The organism is Moraxella sp. RCAD0137 (genome assembly GCF_002894025.1).
Taxonomy (GTDB): Bacteria; Pseudomonadota; Gammaproteobacteria; order Pseudomonadales; family Moraxellaceae; genus Moraxella; species Moraxella porci.
The window spans coordinates 105,270-130,565 of the sequence record NZ_LTCC01000003.1 but is presented as its reverse complement, the minus strand read 5'-3'; the positions used below and the strand labels follow the sequence as shown (position 1 = coordinate 130,565).

The following is a 25,296-nucleotide window of genomic DNA, read 5'->3' as shown; positions in this document are numbered from 1 at the left end:
TATTACCAAAAATAAACAAGAATCCACCTACAAAGCAGCACTTAATTATCAATAAAAAAACTAGCTATTGTCCCCACAACCTAGTAAAATAGCTCTCTAGGTCTATAGCAAGCACAATTTTTATGTCTAATACCACTTTTTCTGCGTCATTTATTGCCATTTTATCCAAGCTGATTTTGGGTGTTTTGGCGTTTCTTGCGATTTTGATTCTTGCCTTTCCGATTGGCTTTTATGGGATGGCGATGTATCTTGAGCCGACTTTGCCAGATGTTGAGAATATTGACAATGCCAAGTTTGAGATGCCGCTGCAAATCTATACATCAGATCAAAAGCTGATCGGACAATATGGCAACAAAATGTCGCTGCCAGTGACTTTTGAGCAGATTCCGCAGCATATGATTCATGCATTTTTGGCTGCTGAAGATGACACCTTCTTTGAACACACCGGCATCAGCGTCAAGGGCATGGGTCGTGCTTTGACTGAGGTTGTCACTGATAACGACACCCAAACGGGCGGTTCGACTATCACCATGCAGGTGGCAAAAAACTACTTTTTGAGCCCTGAACGCACCATCGATCGAAAGCTGACCGAGCTGTTTATCGCGCGTAAGATCGAAAATGAATTGACCAAAAATCAGATCTTGACTTTATATGTCAATAAAATCTATCTAGGCGAAGGCACTTACGGCATCCAAGCGGCCGCCAGACGCTATTATTCCAAGAGTCTCGATGACCTTAGCATCGCTCAGATGGCGATGATCGCAGGCTTGCCAAAAGCGCCATCGGCCTATAACCCTGTGGTGAATCCAGAACGCGCGATGGAGCGTCGCAACTGGATCATCGGCCGTATGCATGAAGAGGGCTTTATAAGCGCAGCCGAACGCGACGCAGCGATCGCTGAGCCTTTGAATCTCAATCTTTATGAAGAGCAACTGGATCTAAACATGCCTTATCTGGCAGAGATGGCTCGCTCATCTTTGGTGGAGCGTTATGGCGAGGCAGTGATGGATTCTGGCTGGCGCGTACAGACCACAGTAGATAGTGAATCACAGCTGGCAGCAGATGCCGCGGTGGTCGAGGGTCTTCGTAGCTATGATCGTCGCCATGGCTGGCGCGGTGTCGAGGCTGAGGAAGGCGAACTGGCTGGGCGCAAAAATTTTGATAACATTTATCCAGCCAAAGTCACCAAGGTCAATGACTCAAGCTTTGAGGCGCAATTACAATCAGGCGAAACTGTACTGATTCCATGGTCGGGCATGAGCTGGGCGCGCCGTTACTACAGCGCCAACCGTGTCGGTGGTGGCTACAGCAACGCTCATCAAATGGTCAAAGTCGGCAATATCGTACGCATCAAACCGACCAATGAAGCACGCACTTCATGGAAGCTTGAGCCGATTCCAGAGGTGCAAGGTGCGCTGATTTCACTTGATCCTGAAAATGGTGCCCTGCGTGCCGTGGTGGGTGGATTTCATTTTAACCACAGTAAATTTAACCGCGCCATTCAAGGTTATCGCCAGCCAGGTTCGATCATCAAGCCCTTCGTCTATGCAGCCGCCCTTGAAAGCGGCAAGCACACGCCAGACAGCCTGGTATCAGATGCTGCGATCCGTGTCGGTAGCTGGCAGCCTAAGAATGCCGATGGTCGCTACACGGGTGATATGACGCTGCGCCGTGCATTGGCCTTGTCTCGTAACACGCCAGCGATTCGCCTACTGCGCTCAGCTGGCATCGATGAGACGCGTCATCTGATGAATGCCATGGGCGGTCTTGAGATGGAACGCATGCCATCGACACTGGCTCTGGCGCTGGGCGCAGCAGATGCTACACCGCTACAAATGGCGACAGGATTTGCCACCATCGTCAATGGCGGCCATCGCATTCAGCCCTATTTCATCGAGCGCATTTATGATTTTGGCAATGACATCATCTACCAAGCCAATCCGATGCAAGCGTGCGCGCTTTGCTTTAATGAAAGCCTAAGCCAAACCAACGCTGCACTTGTCGAATCATTCACAGAAGCTCAAGCACAGATGCCGACTGCCACAGCTGGCACGCCTGCTGGCGACCGTCTGCATCCAAAAGCCGCGCCACAATATCAAGCAGCCATCCAAGCGCCTCGCGTCTTGTCTCATGAGACCGCCTATAATGTCTCGAACATGATGCGCGAAGTCATCACCAGCGGTACAGGTCGTCGTGCCCGCGCATTGGGTCGTGGCGATGTCGGCGGTAAAACAGGTACCACCAACCTTGCTAAAGATGCTTGGTTTGCAGGCTTTCATCCGACCAATGTCGCTGTGGTCTGGGTCGGTTTTGATACACCATCGACGCTGGGTAATAGCGAGTACGGCGGTGTTGCTGCATTGCCGATCTGGGTGGATTTCATGCGTCAAGAACTGCGTGGTACGCCATCTCAATGGGTGAGTAAAGAAGACCGTTCAAAGGCTGTCAAGGCCACTCAGCGCGTCGTCGATCTCAAAGACTAAAGCTGCTCATAAATTTCAGCCCCAAATTCCGCTTGGCATTTGGGGCTGATTTTTAAAAGTCGATAACCGACCATCTGTAGACATTAAGCAGTCAGTACACGGCTGTGCAGATCTGCCAGACCTTCCTCCATCGCACTTTGTAGCAGCGTGGTCAGTGTACGCTGATCATGCCCATCTGGATAAATCGGCGCCAATGGCAGCACATAAGCAGTGATCCCTTTGGCGTCTGCCACCGATTTTAGGCTCTGAGCCATCGTCCGCTCGCCATAATATGCCGCCTCATCCGACAGCTTACCCTCTTTATCGACATACGCGATCACCATCGGGCAAATCGGCAGCCCTGTATCGATCGCGGCTTTCAGCAGCTTGCCATAAATCTTCTTAATCTGCTTGCCATCTGTCGTCGTGGCCTCTGGAAAAAATACCACCGATGATCCTTCTTCTAAGAAATTTGCGATCTGATCACTGACTGAGCCTGCATCTCCCGATCCACGCTGAATGAACAGCGTACCACCCGCCTTTGCCAAGCGTCCAAAAATCGGCCACTCGCCAATCTCAGCTTTGGATAAGAAAAACACGGGTGCCACACTCCCCACCACAGGAATATCCAGCCAAGAAATATGATTGCTCACCCACAGCCCATGTCGCTGTGGCACAGGCTCAACTTGTACGACCTCCACCCCAAAAGATCCTGCCATTTTTCGGCAGAACTTTTGAATATATGGCGTCAAGGTACTGCGCGAAGTCTTGGGATTAAAGGCGCCTGCTTGATAAGCCATCTGAAAGCCATTCAATAAAGTACTGGTCAAGCCAAATGCCGCCTTGCTGCGATGAAATTGATTGCGGATAAAATTTGCCATAGCATACCTTGTTGTGAAATTTTGTTGTACAGACTAAACCCAAACTCAAAAAAAATCAAGCATTTTGGTGTACGATTATAAACTAAACCATCACATCGTTTTTTTTGACATTCATAGCAAGTCAGGAAGCCGATAAAAAACCCCAAAAGAAACGCTTTTGGGGTCTTAGGTTGCATCACACTGGCAACGGTGGTGGCAAAGCATCATCATCGACAGGCTCGCTCACAGGCGTGCTGCTGCTTAATTGATAATCCTTAGGCTCACGCGGTGTCTCACCTGCCATGATCTGTAATAGCTGCTCACGATCGATGGTTTCCCACTTCATCAGCGCATCGACCATTGCGTGCATTTTGTCATGATTTTCATCAATCAGCTTGTACGCCACATCGTACTGCGCTTCAAGAATATGACGGATCTCATCATCGACCTTTTGCTGTGTGGCCTCTGAGATGGTGCGAGTACTGCCACCAAAATAACCGCCATGCTCTTCGGCTTCATAGACCATCACACCCATCGCATCCGACATGCCGTAGCGTGTGACCATCGCACGAGCCATCTTGGTCGCGCGCTCAAAGTCATTGGATGCGCCAGTTGATTTGCGATCGACAAAAATCTCTTCAGCGATACGACCGCCAAATAAAATCGAGATCTCGTTTAGCATCTTGTCTTTATAATTGCTGACAGCATCTTGTTCAGGCAGCTGCCAAGTCACACCCAAAGCCCAGCCACGCGGCATGATGGTCACTTTATGTACGGGATCAGTACCTGGCAGCAGCTCAGCGACGAGGGCATGGCCAGCTTCATGGTAAGCGGTCGCGCGGCGCTCTTCTTCGCGTAGCACCATCGATTTGCGCTCAGGCCCCATGTACAGCTTATCTTTGGCGTCCTCAAAGTCATTCATATCCACGCTGCTTTTGTTGCGGCGTGCAGCAAATAGCGCAGCTTCATTGACTAGGTTGGCTAACTGAGCGCCACTGAATCCCGGCGTGCCGCGAGCCAAAGCATTGACATCGACACCCACGGTAGCAGGCAGTTTTTTAAGATGCACATTTAAGATCTGCTCACGACCCTTGATATCAGGTAAGCCGACCGACACTTGACGGTCAAAACGACCCGGACGGAGCAGCGCTTTATCCAGCACATCGACACGGTTGGTCGCGGCGATGACGATAACGCCATCATTGCCCTCAAAGCCATCCATCTCGACAAGCAGCTGGTTTAGCGTCTGTTCACGCTCATCGTGACCGCCGCCCATGCCGCTACCACGATGGCGACCGACAGCATCAATCTCATCAATAAAGATGATGCATGGCGCATTTTTCTTGGCTTGTTCGAACATATCACGGACACGCGATGCACCGACACCGACGAACATCTCAACGAAATCTGAACCTGAAATCGAGAAAAACGGCACTTTTGCTTCACCAGCGATGGCTTTGGCAAGCAATGTCTTACCCGTACCCGGTGGGCCCACCATCAGCACGCCACGCGGAATGGTCGCACCAAGCTTGGTGAACTTGCTTGGATCTTTTAGAAAATCGACAATCTCAGCAACTTCCTGCTTAGATTCTTCAACACCAGCGACATCAGCAAAGGTGACTTTTACCTGATCTTCTGACAGCATTTTGGCTTTGGACTTACCAAAACTCATCGGGTTACGGCCACCCATGCCGCCGCCACCGCCAGCACCGCCGCCAGACATGCCACGCATAATCAGCCAAAACAAACCGACGATCAATAGGATCGGAAATGCCGCCATCAACAGCTGCATGCCGACACCTTGGCGCTCAGGCAGCGTGCCTTGCACTTCGACATTATGCTCGCGCAGTAGTGGCATCAACTCGTTATCTGTAATTTCAGGGCGAATAGTCTCAAATTCAGAACCATTCACCTTGGTGCCAGTAATTTCTTCGCCTGTGATTTTGACATCTTTAATCTCGCCTTGCGAAACTGCTGTCACAAATGCCGAATAATTCATCGTATCGGCATCGGCGTTACGATTATCCAGATTGCTAAAAATCGCAACCACGATGGCGATAATCACCAGCCACAATAAGGTATTCTTTACCATGTCGCTCAAACTTTTCTCATCCTTAGTTAGGGATATTGGGCAACGCGCCCAATGCTAGTTTAGTGTATATGTTGTTAAAATTCGCAATTTCAAGTGTAATCATCACTTCAATGATTATTTGATCGCCACCCAAAACATCTCTTTTGAGCGCGGGCGTGAAGCAGCAGGTTTGATGCTTTTGATTTTGCTAAATTGCTTTTGCATCTGCGCTCGCAGCTCTTGAGAACCCTCGCCTTGAAACACTTTCATGATCAGCGCTCCGCCATCAGGCAGTACTTTTAGCGCAAAATCCACCGCCAGCTCACACAGATACATCATGCGCGGCTGATCCACTGCTGCCATGCCCGAGGTGTTTGGTGCCATATCTGACAGCACCACATCCACGCGCCTGCCGCCGACTTCATCCATGATTTGGTTAAATACCGCCTCTTCGCGAAAATCACCTTGGATAAAGGTAACATTCTCAAGCGTATCCATCGGCAAAATGTCAGAGGCGATCAGCGTGCCTGAATCACCCACCAGCTGCCCTGCCACCTGTGACCAACTGCCTGGCGCAGCACCAAGATCGACGACGGTCATGCCTTTTTTGATAAGGCCTGTTTTTTCGTTGATCTCGATTAATTTATAAGCAGCGCGAGCGCGATAGCCTTCTTTTTGGGCTTTTTGTACATAAAAATCATCAATATGCTCTTTCATCCAAGCGCGGCTGGATTTTGACAGCTTTTTATTTTTAATTCTCGTTGCCATGACGCTTTGTGTCACCTCAATCAATCAAGTTGCATCCAATCAATTAGTTTACCATCATTGACAGCAAATTTGGTGAAATTCTGCTATAATAGTGTAATTATTTCTATCGTCCGCTTAATATTAAGCAAATTTGGAATTTTTATGAGCAAAAAAGCAAAATTACAAGACATCAAAGCACTACGCGGCATCGGCCATCAGCTAAGCCCCATCGTCATCGTCGGTGCCAATGGTCTGACGCCAACGCTGATCGAAGAAGTGGCACGCGCCTTGCATGACCATGAATTGATCAAAATCAAAATCCCAGCAGGATCTGCCGATGAGCGCAAAGAGTGCGCCAATGCCATCGCCGAAGCCACTGAGTCTGAGGTGATTCATCACATCGGCCGCATGGTACTGCTATTGCGCGCCAATCCTGAGCCGAATGTCAAGCTGTCCAACCTAAGCCGTTTTGGTTTTTGATGGCTGTATCGATGACTGTGCATCAGGCATTATTTAGACATCGTGCGATAGATGCGATGCGCACTTTTCCCTTAATCGCTGTCATTGATGGCGATTTTGCGCATCTGGCACATCAGATTGAGCCACCACAGATCACTGCGCATATTTCTGGCAGCGAAGAGGTGTTGCAGCTGAGCTTTATAGTCGAAAAAACAGCTGCAAGCGCACATTTGCAGGCTCGATCAGGGGAATTAAAGCCAATCCGTACTGATTATCTATGGCAAAAAGACTGTTTTGAGTGCTTTATTCAGCGCGTCGATGAGACGGCCTATCTTGAGGTGAATGCCAATTTGACTGGCGAATTTAACATTTATCAGTTTGATGCTTATCGCACGCCACCGACCATGCCGCCTGTGGCAAGTCAGGATTATGCTTTGCAAAGCTTTGTCGATGCTGATGACCATCATCTGTATTTTGCTGTAGAAATCTCACCGCTGTTTGAGCAAGGCTTACAGACGCAGTGGTTGGCGCAAGGCCTAAATGTTAATCCTGCTGTGATATTATACCCGATCATCGATGGTGAGGCTGTGCCAGTATATTATGCGCATCAACATGCCGCGCCGCCTGATTTTCATCATGCGGCATATTGGCAGCGACTGGATTATCGAACTGCTGAAGAATAGATACCAAATCAGCGAAAAATCTACTGGTGATTGTTATCAAGTATGTTATAATAAAAACTCCATAGATTTTTAAGGATAGCCAATGAAAGCCCCAGTTTTAGCACTTGCTCTCTCAAGTATTCTAGTTTTGCCCTGCATCGCGCACGCCAACACCACCGACAATCAGCGCAAAACCGCGATCGTCAAACAAGTTATCACCAAACTTGATAATCGACACACCACCATCGAAAAACATGCCTCGCCTCAGTTGAAGCGTGTCGCCAATTATGCCGATGCCGTCGCCGAAAGAGATGATTACATCAGCTGTGCCCCTTGGGATATGGTCGGCGGCCAAGATTATTCCCAAAGCCGTGTGACGCGCTCAGCGACTTATAAAGTACTCAAAAATGGCAATGTAGAGACCCGCTTTAGATCGGAGGCCAATTCTCCAATTAATGTGGTACAGTTTGAATTTATCAAACAAAACGGCAAGCTGATGATCTCTGATATTTATAGTAATGGTGATTCGTTTTTATCTGTGACCGCCAGCTGCCTAGAAGAATCCGATTATTTGTAACTCATTACCAGCCATCATCCATATTTGATAGCCTCTGTCGCCATGCGCTATGGATAGATAGCATAAAGCCCAGCTAAGACTGGGCTTTTTTTGTGGACGATCAGCGATTAACGATCGTTCAATGCAAGCATGGTGCCTGTATTTGCCGATGCGTCATTATAGCGTGCATCGCGCCATACGGTATAGCCATTATGTTGGCTGTATGGGCTGAATTTTGGTTGGCGAAAATCTGATACCCATTGATTGCCATCATAGATCTGGATATGACCATGAGGATTTTTGGCTGTGCGATTAAATACGGCAACATCGCCCACTTGTGGGACATAGTTATCGTTGTTCAATTTGACAAATCCTGCACTGGCCAAAGTGCCATTGGCATATTGATAGGCAGATGCCTGTGGGGTGAAGCTGTAACCTGCGGCCTGTAGCGCACGGCGAACATATAAAGCACAGCGACCGATGCTACGACTCAAAGCCGCACGCGACGCCGAAGACGCAGCGATACTTGGAGCGCTGTTACTGGTTAGGCGCTCGACTGCAGTAATTGGCGATTGGAAATTGGCGCTGAAATTTTGAAGTGTGCTGCTATTACTGGCCTGAAGATAAACTTGAGATGGTGTATTTGAGCTGCTTGCGATTAGGCTGTTAATTACACTATCGATGTCATCTGGAATACTGGCAGTATAGCTGATTTGGGTAGAGCTATTTGAATAGGCACTTTGTGCTGCACTCGATTGTGCAAATGTCAGTCCTAGGGCTGACAGCAGCCAAAATACTTGTTTCATTTAGATTCCTCACACGCCCAAAGTTTGCTTTGGCTTGATGCAGGCGCATCGCTCATCCGACAGTAAATTATGGATGATCAGCCCCATTGCGTCGCTTTGCTTGTGTTGTTTGTTTGGTTTTGATTAAAGCGCGTGGCACACAGCACACATCCTTAGTGCACTAGAAAACTGGCAATATCCCAATGTCTAAACATCAAAGAAATTACCACTTTTCTCTTAGGCGTGATACACTTGCTCTTGGACACCATGTCCATAGGTCAATTTATCATTTAGGTGAGCCATGTCTGATTCAACAAAAACCGCCCCGATTAATGATCTGCTTGCCAAACAGCAGAAGCCAAACCATCTTGCCACACTCATCGAAAAACAAGCTGCGGCTGGAGCTGCATTACCGAAACATCTGTCCTCAAAATATCAGTTTTTGATGGCACACACTCAGCTGGTTCGTCAGGCTTTAGCAGAATTATTCACTGAAGCACTGTTGAATGACTGTTATGTAGTGCATGTTTCGCCAGTCGAGATCACCCTGAGTATGGGTTCTGCGACTGCTGCCAATCACGCGCGATATGTGATGGAGAATTGTGTTCAAGCTTTACGCGCTTATGATCAGCGTTTTTGTCAGTTACAGTCAATTAAGGTGATTTTATCGCCAAATTTGCTGCAATCAGAGACTCGCCCAGACGGTACTAAAAAGACCCTAAGCGAAAACACAAGGCAAATAATAGCACAAAATGCCGAGTTTGTCACCCAAAATACACGCCTAAAGCAAGCTTTGGCTAGGCTAAGCAACCCATCATCTAAAAATAATCAATAATTTATTAAATTTATATTGATAAATAAAACGATGCAGTTTACGGTTATTTTTATCATGTAAACCGTAAAAAACTGCTAAGTTTTGTAAACTTTTGTAAATTTACCGTATTTGACCTGCAATTTTTTATGATCAAACAGCCAATAGTGGTATTTGCATGTTAATCATTCAAAAATAAGCCATCGGCATAATTGCACAATTACCTCTCTATGCCAACCATTGCCAATCAAAGCCTTATCGTAAACAAGGGTTTATCCAATTAAAACTTCATCCAGCGATGATCCATTTAGCAAATAAGCCCAGCAAAATCATTCGCTGGGCTTAGTGCGGATTATGCAAAAAATAAAATGTTTCCCTTATTTTGCGAAGGTTTTGCCGAATTTTTGTAGTGAGTCGTACAACCGTACACTAAAGATGTCAGCCATCAAGCCGCTTCGACATAGACAATCGGGCAGTCATTTTTGTCATAAAATGTTACAATTTCAAAAGAACTTTCATCGTTTAGCACCGCACGGATCAGTGTGTTGTTCAGTGCATGCCCAGATTTAAAGGCAGAAAACTTCGCCAGCAAAGGATGGCCGATGACATAAAGGTCGCCCACCGCATCGAGCATCTTATGGCGCACAAATTCATTCGGATAGCGCAGGCCGCCTTCATTGACGACTTTATCATCGTCAAGTACCACAGCATTATCTAGGCTACCGCCCAATGCCAGATTGTTCATTTGTAAATATTCGATGTCTTTTAAGAACCCAAAAGTGCGCGCCTGCCCGACCTCGATGGCAAAATTAGCGGTATTAAAATCCAGACGCGTGCTCTGCTCGGTCGCAGCGATGGCCGCATGATTAAAATCAATCTCAAAATCCATCAAAAAGCCATCATCATAAGGTTCAAGGCGCGCCCACTTATCACCGTCTATCACCTCAACTGGCTTTAGAATCTTGATGAATTTTTTTAGTTGCGTTTGGTCTTTGATCCCAGCTTGATCAATCAAATATAAAAATGGTGCTGCAGAGCCGTCCATGATTGGGATTTCGGGCGCATCGACTTGAATGATCAGATTATCCAAGCCATAAGCTGCCACAGCAGACAATAAATGCTCCACCGTACCGATACGCGCCTCGCCTTGCACTAGATTTGATGACATCATCGTATCCACCACCAAAAAGGCATCCATCGGTACGATGGCGTCCAAATCCGTCCGCTCAAACACGATGCCCGTATCCACCTCAGCAGGCAGTAGCGTCAGCGTGACTTTTTTGCCGCTATGCAGGCCGATGCCTGTGGCAGTGATGGCTTTTGCGATCGTGCGTTGATAGAGCTTTGTCATAATTATTCTCGATAGGGTCGTAGTGTTGCCAAATGATGCATCCTGATCATAAAGCCTCTTAACAGACAACGAAAGGCTGTTTAACGCTGTTTAACTTAGCGATGATCTGTGGCCATCTTCAGCAAAATATTTCAAAATGTGTCATAATATTTTAACATTTAGCAGCTTTTTTGTCATCCATTCGGCTTAAGCTTTCTCAATAATTGTGTTTGATTTGTTTTATGGTTTGTAATTGATCCATCATAGCGGGTGTAATGCGCATAAAAAAACAGATGCCATTGCTGACATCTGTTTTAAGGCTAAGACTTAAGCATTAACGCGAGTTTGGTATTCGCCAGTACGGGTATCGACGCGTACGATTTCGTTTTGTTGGACAAATAGCGGTACACGAACCACAGCGCCAGTCTCTAGGCGAGCTGGTTTGCCGCCGCCGCCTGAAGTATCACCGCGTACACCAGGATCAGTTTCGACGATCTCAAGCTCCACGAAGTTTGGCGCAGTCACTGACAATGGCGCACCGTTGAACAGCGTGATGGTGCATAGTGCGTTTGAGTTTTCTTTTAGCCATTGAGCAGCATCACCCATCGCAGTTTTGTCAGCTTGTAGCTGCTCAAAAGTCTCTGGGTGCATGAAATGCCAAAACTCACCATCATTATACAGATAGTTCATCTCAGTATCCATCACATCAGCGCCTTCTAGGCTGTCACCTGATTTGAAGGTTTGTTCAAGCACTTTGCCAGTGCGCAGATTACGCAGCTTGACGCGGTTGAATGCTTGGCCTTTGCCTGGCTTGACATATTCGTTTTCGATGATTGAACATGGATTGCCATCCAACATGACTTTCAATCCAGCTTTAAAATCGTTCGTAGAAAAACTTGCCATAGGGATTACCTGCAACTTATCAATAAAAAATCGAGCAACGCTCGGTGTAAAGTTTCAATTCTTTGTCAAAAATGCGGTATAATTTGCAGCAGTGTCAGTGCTGAATACATCAGTGACCTCAAACCTTGTATTATATAAAGTTTTAGTGATTTTTGTCAAAAATAAAACCATGATTTCCACCATTTCCCCAAAAAAATTTTTTCAAAGTGCCGATTTTCCCGATTTTGACGATTGGCAAAGCGAGCTTGCTGCTGCCATCAGCGATTTAGATGAGCTGCATCGGCTGCTTGATTTGCCTGCACCAGAAGCTGCCGATACATCCAAGCACTTCGGCCTGCGCGTACCACATGCATTTATCAAAAAAATGCAAAAATCAGATCTACTCGACCCCTTGCTGCTACAGGTGTTGCCAAGTCCTGCTGAGCGCTTGGCTGTCGAGGGATATGGTACCGACCCTTTGGCTGAAAATCACCAAAATCCCATCAAAGGGCTGCTGCACAAATACCGCTCGCGCGTGCTTTTGACCATCACAGGCGCCTGCGCTGTGCATTGCCGCTACTGCTTTCGTCAGCATTTTGATTATGCCGCCAATCAGCCCAGTAGCCGTGAAATCAGTGCGGTGACTGAGTACATCAGCGCCCATCCTGAACTTGATGAGGTGATTTTTAGTGGTGGCGATCCACTGAGCGTGAATCATAAATTCTTGTCACTATGGCTCGATAAAATTGCTGACATTTCCCACATTCATACCGTGCGTCTGCACACGCGCCTGCCTGTGGTGCTGCCCAATCGCGTAGATGACGAGCTGTTATCACTGTTTGCCAATTATCCAAAAAAAATAGTGATGGTGCTGCACATCAATCACGCCAATGAGATCGATGAGGCGCTCATCAAAAAATGCCAAGCCCTGCGCGCAGCCAATGTCATGCTGCTGAATCAGACTGTGCTATTAAAAGGCATCAATGATGATGCCGAGGTCTTATCTAAGCTTAGCCATGCGCTATTCGCCGCTGGCATCATGCCCTACTATCTGCATGTGCTTGATAAGGTGGCAGGCGCGGCGCACTTTGATCTGCCAATCAAACAAGCGGTGGGCATCTATTGGCAGCTGCTTGAGCGCTTATCAGGCTATTTGGTGCCAAAACTGGTGCAAGAGCTGCCAAATCGCCCTTACAAAACACCCGTTAATCTCCATCTTATCGACGATGACTAAAAAATTTGCAAATTCTTGCAAAAAACACTTGCAATATCTTAAAAACTTGGTAAAATAGCGTCCACTTACACAGGCATATAGCTCAGTTGGTTAGAGCACCACCTTGACATGGTGGGGGTCGCTAGTTCGAATCTAGTTATGCCTACCAAATCCAAAGCCCTTGAAGTCAATGATTTCAAGGGCTTTTTGTTATTTAACAATTACTGAAAATTTACATTGATGATATTTTGTGCCTTTTGACAAAAACAGCCAAAGTAAACGCAAATTGAGCCAAGCCATACCACCAAAAAAATCGCTTAAGTAAACACCTAAGCGATTTGGATGAGTCCCATCTGCGTTAGTCAGGCGATACCACCACCAGCACTCGGATGCTATCAGGCACGAGTGACAGATTGGCAAGTGCCGCGAGGCCCTGTTCTTTACGCTTGGCAAGTGCGATAATCTCATCATCACGCACATTTGGGTTGATGGCTTGTAAGCGAGTCAGACGGCCAATTTCTTTATCCATATACTCACCAAAGGCGCTCATCGCCTGTGCGCTGATCTCATCAAGCTGAGCGGTGGCACGGGCTTTGGCATCTTGGGCACGAGCATCAATCACAGCAGCACGGGCTTTGGTGACTTGGCGGGCTCTTGGCTTGTCAAGGCGATCAATCAGCGGCATGATTTTGTCAGTGGTGGCGACTTTGGTTAGATCATCTCCGCGTTCGCTCAAAAACACCCTTAGGCTCTGCTGCGGCAAATAAGCGGATAAATTGAGCGACTTAGCAGCGATGGCTTCGATACGATACTGGCTTTCGATCAGCAGCATACCTTTTGGTAGAGCAGATGATTTGAGTAGTGCCACTTGGGTATTACCAAAAGTCCCTGACAGCACCATCTCAAGCACCGCCTGCACCAGTGGATGCTCATAAGTCATGTATTCCATATCTTCACGAGCCAGTGCCTGCTGACGGCTAAAGGTCAAAGTCATGCCATCTTCATCAATCGGTAGGCTCTCAATCCCTTCGATATCCACTTCGGATGCATCGACCGGATGAATGATCCATGAGCCATCCCGCTGAACGCTATAATCCATACCCACTGCGGTCAGATAGCGATCTAGGAATACAGGCAGCAGCTTGTTGTTGTCAAGCTCGTGCATGGCAGTCTCAATGCGTGTGGCGACATTTGGACGGCATGAATTATACTCAAGCAAGCGATCTCGTCCTGCCTGTAGCTCGGCTTCAAGCTGTCCACGATAGACGGCCGCTTCGGCAATCAGCTCAATGAGTGCTGTGCGATTATCCGCATTGTCACCACCTTCAAGCAGTGGCTTGAGTGTCGCAATATAGGCTTCTTGGACAGACTGGGCAGTTGGGCTGATTTGATGGAAAATATTCAAAGCACCATCATACCAGTTATATAGACGCTCTTGGGCAGTCCCCATCACAAATGGCACGTGCAAGCGGATTTGGGCAGTTTGACCGATACGATCGAGACGGCCGATGCGTTGTTCAAGCGTATCTGGATTGGCAGGTAAATCAAACAGTACCAAATCTTGGGCAAACTGAAAATTACGCCCCTCTGAACCAATCTCTGAACACAGCAAAATCTGTGCCCCAGCATCATCAGCAAAGTAAGCCGCCGCTTGATCTCGCTCAAGCAGGCTCATCTGCTCGGTAAAAATCGCTGTCTTGATGCCAGCGTGCAAGCGTAGCACCGCTTCTAGGCTCTCAATCGTCGCACCACTGCGAGCAATCAGCAGTACTTTTTTGTGCTTGAGTTCTTGGCGCAATAGCCCAATCAGCCACGATACTCTCGGGTCGGTCTCAAGCCATGCACCATCAGGGTAATTCTCTTCGCCCCACAGCTGTTCACGCAGCTTACCATCGGTATAATGTGTACCCTTCCATGCATCAGGCAGTGGCAATGGATAAGGAATACTCATGCGACCGTGGAAGCCTTGGACGCTATCACGGGTATTGCGAAACAGCACACGGCCTGTACCATGACGGTCAAGCAGCTCATTAATCACATGGGTACGCAGTCGCTCATTGGCATTGATATCAGCAAGCTCAGGTTCATCAAAACCCAGTAAGCCTGCCACGGCACGGATTTGTTTTTCGGATAATTCTTGATCATCAATTAACAAGGTCGCCACCATCGCCACATCGGCAAAGGCATCTTGGGCGGCCACAAAATCATCCAAATCATCAAAGCGATGCGGATCCAGCAGTCTTAGACGAGCAAAATGACTCTCCACCCCAAGCTGCTCTGGTGTCGCTGTCAGTAGTAGCACGCCTGCGATATTGGCAGCAAAATCCGCCACCATCTCATATTTATCATTACCGCCTTGCTCGCTATCCCAGTGTAAGTGATGCGCTTCATCCACGACAAGCAAATCAAAGCCCGCTGCATACGCCTGCTCATATAGGTCATGATGGTCAAGCAATAGATCAATGCCTGCGATGATGAATTGTTCGGTCAAAAAGACATTTTGGTCAGGATTATGCTCTTTGATGGATGCAGTGCGGACCAGGTCAAATAATGCAAAATCCAGATTAAAACGACGCTTGAGCTCAATCATCCACTGATACTGCAAGCTATCGGGCACCAGCACTAGCACGCGATCAACTTTGCCAGTCAAGATCTGCTGATGCATGATGAGCCCTGCTTCGATGGTCTTACCAAGTCCTACTTCGTCCGCCAACAGCACTCGTGGCGATAGACGCTTGCCGACTTCGTGGGCGATATACAGCTGATGCTTGATGATATCCACACGAGCGCCGATCAAGCCACGCAAAGGATGACGGCTTAGCATCGCGTGGATACGCAAGGCATCTTGGCGTAGCTCATACCAATCTGCCCCTTCGATACGACCAGCCAGCAGTCGCTCTAGTGGCTTGGCAAGGGTGATATTCGCCGCCAAGCGAGTCTCCATCAGGCTTTTGCCACAGGTGAGATGATAACGCATCACGCCTGCGATATCTTCACAACGCTCAACAGTGAACTGATTGCCATCTTGGTCGGTAATGTCATCACCCACTGAGAACACCACACGAGACAGTAAGGCAGAAGCCTTGGCATACACACGGGTTTCTTCGCTTTGGGGGAATAAGATATGCACACAGCGTTCATCGACATTGATGACGACGCCAAGCCCTAAGCTGGTTTCGCTGTCTGATAAATAACGCTGACCGATGGCAAAATTTTCACTCATAAAAAACTCGGGATTTTGTTGTTCTTTTTAGGATGGGTTATGGCGATATATGCAGCCAAACCCGTTATTTTACTGCAAATAATATCAATTTGCTATGTTTGTTTATGGACGCGTTGTGCCTGATTTTCAAGATCACTCAGCGCATTGATCGCACCGCCACTGCATACGCCAGCATCTCAATACCGCCCTCGACCTCTGTCATCTCAAAGCGCAGACCGTATAAGGCATCAAAATCACGAGCGGCTGCCTGAGACTTGGCGCGCACCACCGCTTCACGGCGAGCGCGATCCAAAAGCGACTCATATACCGTCAAATTCTTGCCAAATAAGCTTAGCACGCCTGCGACCACAGTTTTAAAATAATCCTGTGCGATGACCACGCTGCCCACCACCAACATCGACTCACTGACATAAGACGGCTCATAAAAACGCTCACTGGATAGGCTAATGTGGCGGTATTTTTGTTCATCTGCGGCCAAAGTGGCCAAGTGTCGCCTTTCAGCACGCGTGCCAAAATACCAGCCAATCATAAATAAGACGATGGCCACCAGCCAATCCAAATGGCGCAGTATGATCGCTTCAAGTTCCATCACGGCTGCCCTGCGCTGTGAGTGGTCTCACCAAAAGGATTGAACTTCTTTTGCACCTTGACCGCTGTACCATAGACGAACAGCTCTGAAGCCCCTGCAGTGATGTTCGATGTCGAAAAGCGAATACCAACGATGGCATCTGCGCCCAGTGCTTGAGCCTTGGCAATCATGCGTGCCATAGCTTCTTGGCGAGCCTCTTCGAGCAGCTCGGTATAAGCAGTCAGCTCACCGCCGACAATGTTTTTTAGCCCTGCTAATAAATCTTTACCCACGTGCTTACTGCGCACGGTGCTGCCATAGACGACATCCAGACGCTCTGTGATGATGTGGTTGGGTAAGGTTTCTAAATTGGATAACTGCATCAGATCACCTATGTGGTTTTATCAAATAAAAAGACAGGATGCATCACACCCTGCCCTGGCTTAACATCCGCCTTTAGTCATTGGTGTGAAATAACAAAAACAGCTCAGTGATGTTGTCTTCCAACGCATTGGCCATTTGCGCCAGTGTCTCGTCATCGCGCATCTCATCCATCTCTTCATCAATGCCTGACAGCATCACCATCGGCAAGGTCAGCATCGCCACATCCTCTTCGGTGCTTTCGTCATCAAACCAATCGACATTGTCATCAGAATACATCGCATCAACAAAGCCGATCGCCCAAGCCGCCAAATCACCATCCTCACTAAAATCAGTGGCTTCGGTGCTGGCATCGAATGGCAATTCAATCGGCTGCTCTGCTTTTAGCGTATCGATGAGTTCTTGTTGCCATGCTTTAAGCGCTGCTTTTACCTCGCTAGGCACCTGCGCATCCATACCCTCAAAAAATGCCGAGATCCAGTTTGGTAATGGCTTGCCAACCACTGTCGCCGTCAAAAAACCATGGGCTGCGATGGGATCCAAGCCCGTTTCGTTGGCAGGTGATTCCAAATAATCAAATAGCTGTTGTTTATTCATATCATACTCATCAAATATTCGCCAATGGCAACTTATCCATCAGCAACAACTCACAGATCGTGATATTGTCAAAAATTAACGCTTATGCCGACTGATTAGGTCGGCATAAGCAGGCTGTTATCGCCAAGTCGATGTGCTAAAAATCAAAATCATCGTCATCATCCAGATCATCGAACTCTGCAAAATCATCTTCATCTTCGAGCGCGCGCTTGAGCTTATTTAGGCGCTGCTCTTCTAGCAATGCATCGATTTTTAGGCGCTTTTCCAAAGGCTTAGCCTTGCCTTCATCAGCAAGCTTAGCATCAGCATCTTCTTCAAAATTATCGTCATCAAAATCATCATCAATATTACTCATAACGACTCCTTATCTACAAGCGGTCGGTTGGGTGCCTATCGTCCATTTTTAAAGCAGGGATGTGTGATGGAGTTTATCCATCCAGTAGCCTTATAAAACGGATTGACGATTTTGTCAAGTATTATCTTAATTTAGCTGTGATCTTCGCCCAGTAGTACTTTATCACGGGCGATTTTTAGGCGTTCGGCGGTGGCATTGGTCACCCCGACGATCTCACGGCCATCACGCTCATGCACGGTGCTTGGATGGGACAGTGGCGCTAAGGTCATGTACATCGAGACTTGGTTGCGTCCAGCTTCCCCAAAGATAGTCAGCGATTCTTCTTTGCGCATCAGCAGAATGTTTTTGGCGACATCAGAGAGCATCGAATCACTACACACCGCCTTGACAGGCAAAGCAAAGCGCTTGATTTCACGATGTTTTTGGTACACCACTTCATTAACCATCACCAAAAGCTTCGACAGCACTGCCGCTGCCGCTGCCGTCTTGGCATGGTCATCAGTGGCATACAGCGTAACTGCCGTACCCGACTCATCGAACGGATGCTTATCAGCCAGTGCTACACCTGCAAATAAAGGCAGCTCAAGCACCGCGGCACACGCCCGATCAAACAGCTGATCGCACAGCGCCAGATAAGCATCTTTGGTATCAATGCTCACCGTGGTCAGCAAATGATGCGGGTCTTTAAAGGTCAGCTGCACTGTATAAGCCGCTGCCAATTGCGCTTCAGGCTCACGCTCTGGGCGAGGAGCGACCTCATCCTGCGTCTCATCTTCATCATCCTGCACTTGTTCAGTCGATGCCGTGTCGGGTGCGGCTGCAGGTGCAGTATGCAGAGTCTGATCTGGTAAAATGCCCTTACTTAACAGCTCTTTACGCACGGATTTGGCGATCTGGGCTTTTAGCTCATCGCTGGGTCTGGCGACATAACCATAAATCAGCCACAGCATGACATGCAGACCGATGACGCTTAATAAAAACACCCAATTGCCCGACAAAATCTCGGCGCGACTCACCGCCTTGGCCTGCACAGCGATCTTGCCCAGCACCTGATCACCCGATGTGATCACCTGCTCAGCACGGTAGCCATCACTGCTTTGCCCAAGCGGCACCAACACACCGCCTTGGCTATCATACACCCCGACATAGCCGATAGCCTCTTCTTTGGCATACGGCTCCATGATCACACTCATACTCACCCGATCATACGCCGCCAGCGGTGCAGCAAGCTCTTGGCTGAGCGTCGCGATGCTGCGATCGACCACCGCTTGATTTTGGGCGGTGATGCTGCGCTCGGTGCTGATCGCAAAAAACAGCAGATGCAAAACCAAACTTGTCAAAACGATTGCTGCAAAAATACCCTGTCTGGGTGCTAAGTATGTCATGATGTTTGCCAGATACCAACAATGAAATTTTGTTATTATAACATTATTTAGCCAAATAGTTAGCAGCTTTGGCAGATTTCTGTTCAGTTTTATGCAGTTTTTGGCTTTATTCAGGATTTTGGCACACACTTGCTCATCATCACAAATCAAAGCAAGCCAAGCAGCACGCCTTGTCGCCAAGCCGAATCGATATTCTTAGCTTTTGGTCTTTTAAAATCAGTGATAAACTGCTAATATGGTCAAATTATTCGCTCGGCCGATGGCTGCCAATCAGCTTGGCACACCCCAAAGCCGCCTTCAAGACGCCGCCTATGGACGCATGTATCATAAACTTGATATAATAAAAAGGTCTGACATGTCATACACTTATGCTCTACCAAAAAACAGCCAAGCATGGCAAAACGCAGTCAATACCGTCGCCAATCAGCTGCCCAGCGAAGTCGTCGGTACAGATTTTACCGCCAATGACATCGCTGCCAAGCTTGCCAAGCTGCCTTTATTTGCCATCATCGTCGTCACACCCGATCAAGAGGCCAATGTCGATCAGCTGATGCAAGACTGGGTCGCTACACAAGCCAACTGGCAACTGGCGCAGGTTTTTGATGATGAGGTCGCCAAAGCCAATGCCCATCTGATCAGCACCGATGCACCCTTGGCTGATGTGGTGATCCATCGTTATCTATTGACCCCCAAATCCGACATCGGCCAAGTTAGCAAAACGGCGGTCGCGCACATCATCGATGAACAAATCTCAAGCCATCTGTCCGCCGCGATCCGCGCCGATGTACATATTTTGTCTGCTGATAAGATGCTGACGCGCCATCGCTTGGCTTGCTTTGATATGGATTCGACGCTGATCGAAGAAGAGGTCATCGTCGAGTTGGCCAAGTTTTGCGGCGTCGAAGAAAAAGTCGCCCAGATCACCGAAGAAGCAATGCGCGGTGAGATCGATTTTGCTACCAGTTTTGCGCGTCGTGTGGCACTGTTGGCCGATGCACCCATCAGCATCGTCGATGAGATCATCGCCAAGCACATCCATATTCAGCCAGGTGCTGCTGCAACGATCCGCGCGCTTAAAGCGATCGGCTATCACACAGTGCTGATTTCTGGTGGCTTTGAGCCATTTGCCGACTATGTTGCAAAGACACTGGGCATCGATGAATATTATGCCAATCCGCTGCTGCATGACGGCAAAACCTTAAGCGGTATGGTCGATGACAATATTTTAGATGGCGATCAAAAAGCCGCCATCACCCAAAAAGTCGCTGCTCGTTTAGGCTTACCCTTACAACAAGCCATCTGCATCGGCGACGGCGCCAATGATTTGCCAATGATGGCCATCAGCGATCTTGGTATCGCTTATCGTGCCAAGCCAATCGTCCAAGCCAAGGCCTCCGCTGCGGTGAATATTACAGGTCTTGAAGGCGTGATTTATGCGCTGGGTCACAGACTGGATCCACGCTGATCTGATTTTTATTATTTATTTATAAAAGGATAACTTATGTTTACCATTCCTGTCATCAATGTCAAAGCCGATGCTTTGGATGCGCTGCTTGCGGCATTTGGCCTGCGCTTACAGAATCTGGCCAAATCTCGCGAGAACGAATCATTCAACAACCTCATCAAAGATCGCACCGTCTGCATCCAATTCACCGCGCCAGAGGTTGCGCGCTATTTTCGCTTTGAAAATGGTCATTTCGGTCAGGCGATGGGTACTGCCAGCAATGCGGATTTGACCGTGGATTTTAAAGATTCTATGACTGGTGTCAAACTACTCACCAAAGGCGATGTGGCAGCATTGATGACTGCGATCCAAGACGGCGAAGTCAAAGTCACTGGCGATTATAAGCTAGTACTATGGCTGGCTGGCATCGGCAAACAAGCAGCCACAATCCCTGAGCAATACAAAGGCTATTGGGGTCAAGCCAAGCCCTTGATCGACGCCGCCAAACCTTACACCCAAACCGCCAAAGATCTGATCGGCAGCATCAAACAAAAGCTGGGTAAATGATCCAAAGCCGAGCCATCCTAGCCATTAGGATGGTTGCTATTTGCTGTATTTTTCGGTACAATCGTTTACTAAATTTTGATTTTTTTAGGTATGACCATGATGATGACGCACATTTCAAAGGATGAAATCGCCCGACTGTTTGATTTGCCATTGATGGATTTGCTGATGCAGGCTCAGACGGTGCATCGTGAACATTTTAATGCCAATGAAGTACAAATCAGCACGCTGCTGTCCATCAAAACTGGCAACTGCCCTGAGGACTGTGGCTACTGCTCGCAGTCAGGTCATCATCGTGACAAGACGGGACTGACACCCGAAAAACGCCTAGAAATCGAAAAGGTACTGGCGGCAGCACGCCGTGCCAAAGCTCAAGGCTCATCACGCTTTTGCATGGGTGCAGCATGGAAACACCCCAGTGCCAAAGATATGCCGTATCTGGTTGAGCTGATCAGCGAAGTCAAAGCAATGGGGCTTGAGACTTGTATGACACTAGGTATGCTGAGTCCTGATCAGGCCAAGACACTCGCTGATGCAGGTTTGGATTATTATAATCACAATCTGGACACTTCTCGCAACTACTATGACAGCGTCGCCACCACACGCAGTTATGATGACCGTCTTGAAACCATCGAATATGTGCGTAATGCTGGCATCAATGTCTGTTCAGGCAGTATCGTCGGTATGGGTGAGAGTCGCCAAGACCGCATTGACTGGATTTATGAACTGACTCAGATGCCAATCCCGCCACAGTCAATTCCTGTTAACCTGCTCGTTCCGATCAAAGGCACACCACTTGGCGATAAAGTGCTTGCCGAAGGTCGCCTGTCAGTTATCGAGTGGATTCGCACTATTGCCGTGACTCGTATCGCCTGTCCGACAAGCTTCGTGCGACTGTCAGCAGGTCGAGAAAGCCTGAGTGATGGCGAGCAAGCATTGGCATTCATGGCGGGCGCCAACTCATTCTTCTATGGGGATAAGCTGCTCACCACAGGCAACCAATCTACATCGCATGATGATCGCTTGATGGCAGAATTGGGCTTAACACCGACTCGCCCGATGCCAAAACCACAAATCATTGATGCGATGAATGGCACTGCCATCAATCAAGAGCGTCCTGAGGGCTGCCCACTCTCCGCTTAAGGCGTCATCAATTTCCCCAAAAAGATGTGCTATAATGGTGCATCTTTTTTATTGGGTATCCGTATGCTAGAGTATATCAGAGCTTTTCATATCATCGGCATGGTGTGTTGGTTTGCTGGGATTTTTTATTTGCCACGCCTATTTGTCTATCATGCGATGAGTGATGATACACCAAGCCAAGAGCGATTTGCTGTGATGGAGCGTAAGCTGTATCGTGGGATTATGACACCTGCGATGATTTTCACTTGGACGTGCGGTCTTTTGATGATTGCCCTTGCCCCTAGCATCTATCTGACCCAAGGCTGGCTACACGCCAAACTGGTCTTGGTAGCACTACTGACCATTTATCATCTGTCCTGCGGTCACTTCCGTGTTCGCTTGATGGACAATCCCAAATTCAAAAGCCATGTCTATTGGCGGTGGTTCAATGAGATCCCTGTATTTATTTTGATTGCCGTGGTGATTTTGGCGGTGGTCAAGCCGTTTTAAGGCATATCATCACCGCTCACTGGCACAGCTTTATCAGTTGTGCCATTTTTTTATCACTAAAATCAAGCAATCATCGTTAATATATCAACTCACATGACGCATCAAAACACCGTGCCAACTTTGGCAACAGTATTGATAAAGCCTGTCCGTGATTCACATCGCTCAAGCCATGCCGTGGTCGCACTCATACCTGCCAAGCCCACACGCTGTCTGGCAGCTGCGATGGCAAAATACATCTGCACATCCGCACCTGTAAACACATCCCCTGCAAACCATGGCGAGCGACTCAGCGTCTCTTCTACCAACCCCAAAGCCGAACTGATATTATTACTTAAGATCATCTGATCAATGCCTGATTTGAGTTTGCGGGCAATCGGTCTGACAAGCAGTGGTGCTTTTTGGCTTGCCTTGGTCAAAATCAGCCCCATCACCAAAGGCGGCATCAGCGAACCTTCGGCAAAATGCAGCCAAAATGTATAATCACGCCACGCCTTGTCACCTGTCGGATAAAATCGCTGCTCGCTATCATAAGTTTTTAATAAATACTCAATAATCAGTGCCGACTCCGCCAACACCTGCTCGCCATCAGGCAAGCTATCATCCACCAAAATCGGTGCCTTGCCCATCGGATGAATGTCCCTAAAAGATCTGGGCGCTAGATAAGTCCGCTCATCTCTCTGATGGCCGATCAGCTGATAATCCAAGCCATAAGCCAATTTTAGCTCTTCTAATAGCCACACGATGCGAAACGAACGCGATTTTTCTAGGTGGTATAAAGTAATCATCAATATTTCCAAGTTAACAGCACTAAGCCATCATACATGATATTTTATCTTTGGTACAGGGTTGTGATGAGATTTACTCAATCGTCATCGGTGCTTAGCAGGCATCAACGACTGGTTCAGCCATCAAATATCTTTACACATTCACCACATCCCCCACCTTGACACCACCGTCTATTTTTAGGATAATTTTTGGTAGTGTTAATTTTAATTAATCAGATTTGGGAGTTTATGATGAAAAAATTATTGATAGCTGCACTTGCCACAGTCATGACACAGCAAGCAATGGCGGTGAATTGGTTTGAGCTTGGCGAAACCTTCGATGGCGACAAACACTACATTGACTTAGATAGCATCCAAGCAGACACGCTCGTCAATGGCACACCTGTGATGACTGCATGGAAGCAGGTAGAACTTAAACAAGCACAAGATGTAGGTGGTAAAAAATATTGGACAGGTAAATACTTTGTCTATTATGACTGCCGTGCTCGCAAATTTGCCTTAGAATACAGTGCTGCCTATGACAAACAAGGCAGGCTGGTTGACAGTGGCAATACATCATCCTTTAGCCGGTATTCATCTGCCAATTGGAAGAGAGCCGTTCCAGGCACCCCTAGCGAACACACGCTCAACATCGTCTGTGCCTACGCCACCTGATCCACCACCCATCTGTCATCAGATGGGTATTTTATCACCCCACCCAAACGCATCCATCAGCCGCCCAAACTCATCATCCATAGGTGCGGTGATGCTCATCATCTGCCCTGTCATCGGATGACAAAAGCTGAGCTGATAAGCGTGCAGGAGTAGCCGTCTTGTGCCGACATGGGCGATGATGGCACGGTTTTGTACCTTGTCACCATAGGTGGTATCGCCGACGATGGGATGAAAGATGTGTTTCATATGCCGTCTCAGCTGATGCTTACGCCCTGTGATGGGGATGAGCTCGACAAGCGAATACCGAGAAGTGGTGAACCGCTGACACGACACAAAGGGCTGCTCGCTCGTCGCCAGTACCCGATAGTCAGTGATGGCAGGCTCAGGCGGCTTATCACTATCGGCAAATTTATCCGCGATTTTATCCAGTCGTACCTTGAGCGGATAATCGATGCGTCCGTCTGTCGTCATCGCCCCACGCACCACCGCCAGATATTTCTTTGTCACTTCATGCCGCTCAAACTGCTCAGACAACCGCCGAGCCATCTCGCTAGTTAGGGCAAATAACAGCACGCCTGAAGTCGGACGATCTAGGCGATGCACAGGATACACGAGCTGCCCAATCTGATCACGCAAGGTCTGCATCACAAACACCGTCTCATGCTTATCGAGCCACGAGCGATGCACGAGCATCCCAGCAGGTTTATTGATGATGACGATGTGTTCGTCTTGGTAGAGAATGGGGAGTGTGGTCACTGTCTTTGCCCTATTACTTCAATCACTGTCGTGAATCACGGATTTTGCTGTCATGATAAACGGTTTTCGTGGCAAAAGCATCTGCATTTTGGTATATTAGTTCAAAATGGGGGT

General features: G+C 48.0%; 25 protein-coding genes and 1 tRNA gene. 12 read left to right on the top strand and 14 right to left on the bottom strand.

Going from position 1 to position 25,296, the window contains the following annotated elements; genetic code table 11:
• Positions 1-122 precede the first annotated feature (122 nt).
• Positions 123-2,483 carry a penicillin-binding protein 1A gene (locus tag AZ602_RS04145; RefSeq protein WP_103033822.1) on the top strand — a complete coding sequence of 787 codons (2,361 nt, stop codon included), beginning with the start codon at positions 123-125 and terminating at the stop codon, positions 2,481-2,483.
• Positions 2,484-2,566: 83 nt separating this feature from the next.
• Here AZ602_RS04145 and AZ602_RS04140 read toward each other — a convergent pair whose 3' ends face one another.
• The 3 genes from AZ602_RS04140 to AZ602_RS04130 form a co-directional block, all read right to left on the bottom strand.
• Complete coding sequence (locus tag AZ602_RS04140) at positions 2,567-3,343, bottom strand: 1-acyl-sn-glycerol-3-phosphate acyltransferase (RefSeq protein ID WP_103033821.1); 777 nt, start codon at positions 3,341-3,343, stop codon at positions 2,567-2,569.
• 175 nt (positions 3,344-3,518) lie between these two features.
• Positions 3,519-5,414, bottom strand: coding sequence for an ATP-dependent zinc metalloprotease FtsH (gene ftsH / locus AZ602_RS04135; RefSeq protein ID WP_103033820.1), 1,896 nt, complete (start codon positions 5,412-5,414; stop codon positions 3,519-3,521).
• Positions 5,415-5,528: 114 nt separating this feature from the next.
• Complete coding sequence (locus AZ602_RS04130) at positions 5,529-6,161, bottom strand: RlmE family RNA methyltransferase (protein WP_103033882.1); 633 nt, start codon at positions 6,159-6,161, stop codon at positions 5,529-5,531.
• A 141-nt stretch (positions 6,162-6,302) separates the two neighbouring features.
• Here AZ602_RS04130 and AZ602_RS04125 point away from each other — a divergent pair, with 141 nt between their 5' ends.
• From AZ602_RS04125 to AZ602_RS04115, 3 genes are all read left to right on the top strand, one after another.
• Entirely contained in the window at positions 6,303-6,620 is a 318-nt protein-coding gene (locus AZ602_RS04125; RefSeq protein WP_103033819.1) for a YhbY family RNA-binding protein, read from the top strand.
• 11 nt (positions 6,621-6,631) lie between these two features.
• On the top strand, positions 6,632-7,282 hold the full coding sequence (locus AZ602_RS04120) for a hypothetical protein (RefSeq protein WP_146025220.1): 651 nt from the start codon (positions 6,632-6,634) through the stop codon (positions 7,280-7,282).
• 82 nt (positions 7,283-7,364) lie between these two features.
• Entirely contained in the window at positions 7,365-7,838 is a 474-nt protein-coding gene (locus AZ602_RS04115) for a hypothetical protein (RefSeq protein ID WP_103033817.1), read from the top strand.
• Between the two features lie 107 nt (positions 7,839-7,945).
• Here the strand turns inward: AZ602_RS04115 and AZ602_RS04110 are convergent, their stop codons facing one another.
• Complete coding sequence (locus AZ602_RS04110) at positions 7,946-8,623, bottom strand: CHAP domain-containing protein (RefSeq protein ID WP_103033816.1); 678 nt, start codon at positions 8,621-8,623, stop codon at positions 7,946-7,948.
• A 280-nt stretch (positions 8,624-8,903) separates the two neighbouring features.
• On the opposite strand from AZ602_RS04110, the gene AZ602_RS04105 reads away from it, so the two are divergent.
• Positions 8,904-9,437, top strand: coding sequence for a hypothetical protein (locus AZ602_RS04105; RefSeq protein ID WP_103033815.1), 534 nt, complete (start codon positions 8,904-8,906; stop codon positions 9,435-9,437).
• Between the two features lie 421 nt (positions 9,438-9,858).
• On the opposite strand, the gene lpxC is transcribed toward AZ602_RS04105, so the two are convergent.
• On the bottom strand, positions 9,859-10,764 hold the full coding sequence (gene lpxC / locus AZ602_RS04100) for a UDP-3-O-acyl-N-acetylglucosamine deacetylase (RefSeq protein ID WP_103033814.1): 906 nt from the start codon (positions 10,762-10,764) through the stop codon (positions 9,859-9,861).
• 306 nt (positions 10,765-11,070) lie between these two features.
• A complete protein-coding gene (gene efp / locus AZ602_RS04095; protein ID WP_078317875.1) occupies positions 11,071-11,646 on the bottom strand; it encodes an elongation factor P in 576 nt (191 codons plus the stop codon).
• 169 nt (positions 11,647-11,815) lie between these two features.
• Between efp and epmB the strand changes: the two genes are divergently transcribed.
• Positions 11,816-12,859, top strand: coding sequence for an EF-P beta-lysylation protein EpmB (epmB, locus tag AZ602_RS04090; RefSeq protein WP_103033881.1), 1,044 nt, complete (start codon positions 11,816-11,818; stop codon positions 12,857-12,859).
• A 71-nt stretch (positions 12,860-12,930) separates the two neighbouring features.
• Positions 12,931-13,007 (top strand) — tRNA-Val (locus tag AZ602_RS04085).
• A gap of 189 nt (positions 13,008-13,196) precedes the next feature.
• Here the strand turns inward: AZ602_RS04085 and rapA are convergent.
• The 6 genes from rapA to AZ602_RS04055 all read right to left on the bottom strand — a co-directional run bounded on the left by rapA (position 13,197) and on the right by AZ602_RS04055 (position 19,347).
• Positions 13,197-16,061 (bottom strand): RNA polymerase-associated protein RapA, encoded by a 2,865-nt coding sequence (rapA, locus tag AZ602_RS04080; protein ID WP_103033813.1) that lies wholly within the window; start codon positions 16,059-16,061, stop codon positions 13,197-13,199.
• Between the two features lie 136 nt (positions 16,062-16,197).
• A complete protein-coding gene (locus AZ602_RS04075) occupies positions 16,198-16,650 on the bottom strand; it encodes a YbjQ family protein (protein ID WP_227525166.1) in 453 nt (150 codons plus the stop codon).
• A complete protein-coding gene (locus tag AZ602_RS04070) occupies positions 16,650-17,012 on the bottom strand; it encodes a YbjQ family protein (RefSeq protein WP_103033812.1) in 363 nt (120 codons plus the stop codon). The genes AZ602_RS04075 and AZ602_RS04070 overlap by 1 nt, the downstream gene beginning before the upstream one ends.
• A 73-nt stretch (positions 17,013-17,085) precedes the next feature.
• A complete protein-coding gene (locus AZ602_RS04065) occupies positions 17,086-17,607 on the bottom strand; it encodes a YecA family protein (protein WP_078317872.1) in 522 nt (173 codons plus the stop codon).
• Positions 17,608-17,743: 136 nt separating this feature from the next.
• Positions 17,744-17,962: a hypothetical protein gene (locus tag AZ602_RS04060; RefSeq protein WP_078317871.1), complete on the bottom strand. Its 219-nt coding sequence runs from the start codon at positions 17,960-17,962 to the stop codon at positions 17,744-17,746.
• Between the two features lie 131 nt (positions 17,963-18,093).
• The gene (locus AZ602_RS04055; protein ID WP_103033811.1) at positions 18,094-19,347 is read right to left on the bottom strand and encodes a hypothetical protein; all 1,254 of its coding nucleotides are present in this window, start codon (positions 19,345-19,347) and stop codon (positions 18,094-18,096) included.
• Positions 19,348-19,702: 355 nt separating this feature from the next.
• Between AZ602_RS04055 and serB the strand changes: the two genes are divergently transcribed.
• From serB to hemJ, 4 genes are all read left to right on the top strand, one after another.
• The gene (serB, locus tag AZ602_RS04050) at positions 19,703-20,812 is read left to right on the top strand and encodes a phosphoserine phosphatase SerB (protein WP_103033810.1); all 1,110 of its coding nucleotides are present in this window, start codon (positions 19,703-19,705) and stop codon (positions 20,810-20,812) included.
• Positions 20,813-20,848: 36 nt separating this feature from the next.
• On the top strand, positions 20,849-21,358 hold the full coding sequence (locus AZ602_RS04045; RefSeq protein WP_227525165.1) for a hypothetical protein: 510 nt from the start codon (positions 20,849-20,851) through the stop codon (positions 21,356-21,358).
• Positions 21,359-21,454: 96 nt separating this feature from the next.
• The gene (gene bioB, locus AZ602_RS04040) at positions 21,455-22,498 is read left to right on the top strand and encodes a biotin synthase BioB (RefSeq protein ID WP_369803858.1); all 1,044 of its coding nucleotides are present in this window, start codon (positions 21,455-21,457) and stop codon (positions 22,496-22,498) included.
• A gap of 63 nt (positions 22,499-22,561) precedes the next feature.
• A complete protein-coding gene (gene hemJ, locus AZ602_RS04035; RefSeq protein ID WP_103033878.1) occupies positions 22,562-22,987 on the top strand; it encodes a protoporphyrinogen oxidase HemJ in 426 nt (141 codons plus the stop codon).
• A 101-nt stretch (positions 22,988-23,088) separates the two neighbouring features.
• Here hemJ and AZ602_RS04030 read toward each other — a convergent pair whose 3' ends face one another.
• Positions 23,089-23,772 carry a glutathione S-transferase gene (locus AZ602_RS04030; protein ID WP_103033809.1) on the bottom strand — a complete coding sequence of 228 codons (684 nt, stop codon included), beginning with the start codon at positions 23,770-23,772 and terminating at the stop codon, positions 23,089-23,091.
• Between the two features lie 231 nt (positions 23,773-24,003).
• On the opposite strand from AZ602_RS04030, the gene AZ602_RS04025 reads away from it, so the two are divergent.
• Positions 24,004-24,426 carry a surface-adhesin E family protein gene (locus AZ602_RS04025; RefSeq protein ID WP_103033808.1) on the top strand — a complete coding sequence of 141 codons (423 nt, stop codon included), beginning with the start codon at positions 24,004-24,006 and terminating at the stop codon, positions 24,424-24,426.
• A gap of 18 nt (positions 24,427-24,444) precedes the next feature.
• Here AZ602_RS04025 and truC read toward each other — a convergent pair whose 3' ends face one another.
• Positions 24,445-25,182 carry a tRNA pseudouridine(65) synthase TruC gene (gene truC / locus AZ602_RS04020; RefSeq protein ID WP_103033807.1) on the bottom strand — a complete coding sequence of 246 codons (738 nt, stop codon included), beginning with the start codon at positions 25,180-25,182 and terminating at the stop codon, positions 24,445-24,447.
• Positions 25,183-25,296: the final 114 nt, after the last annotated feature.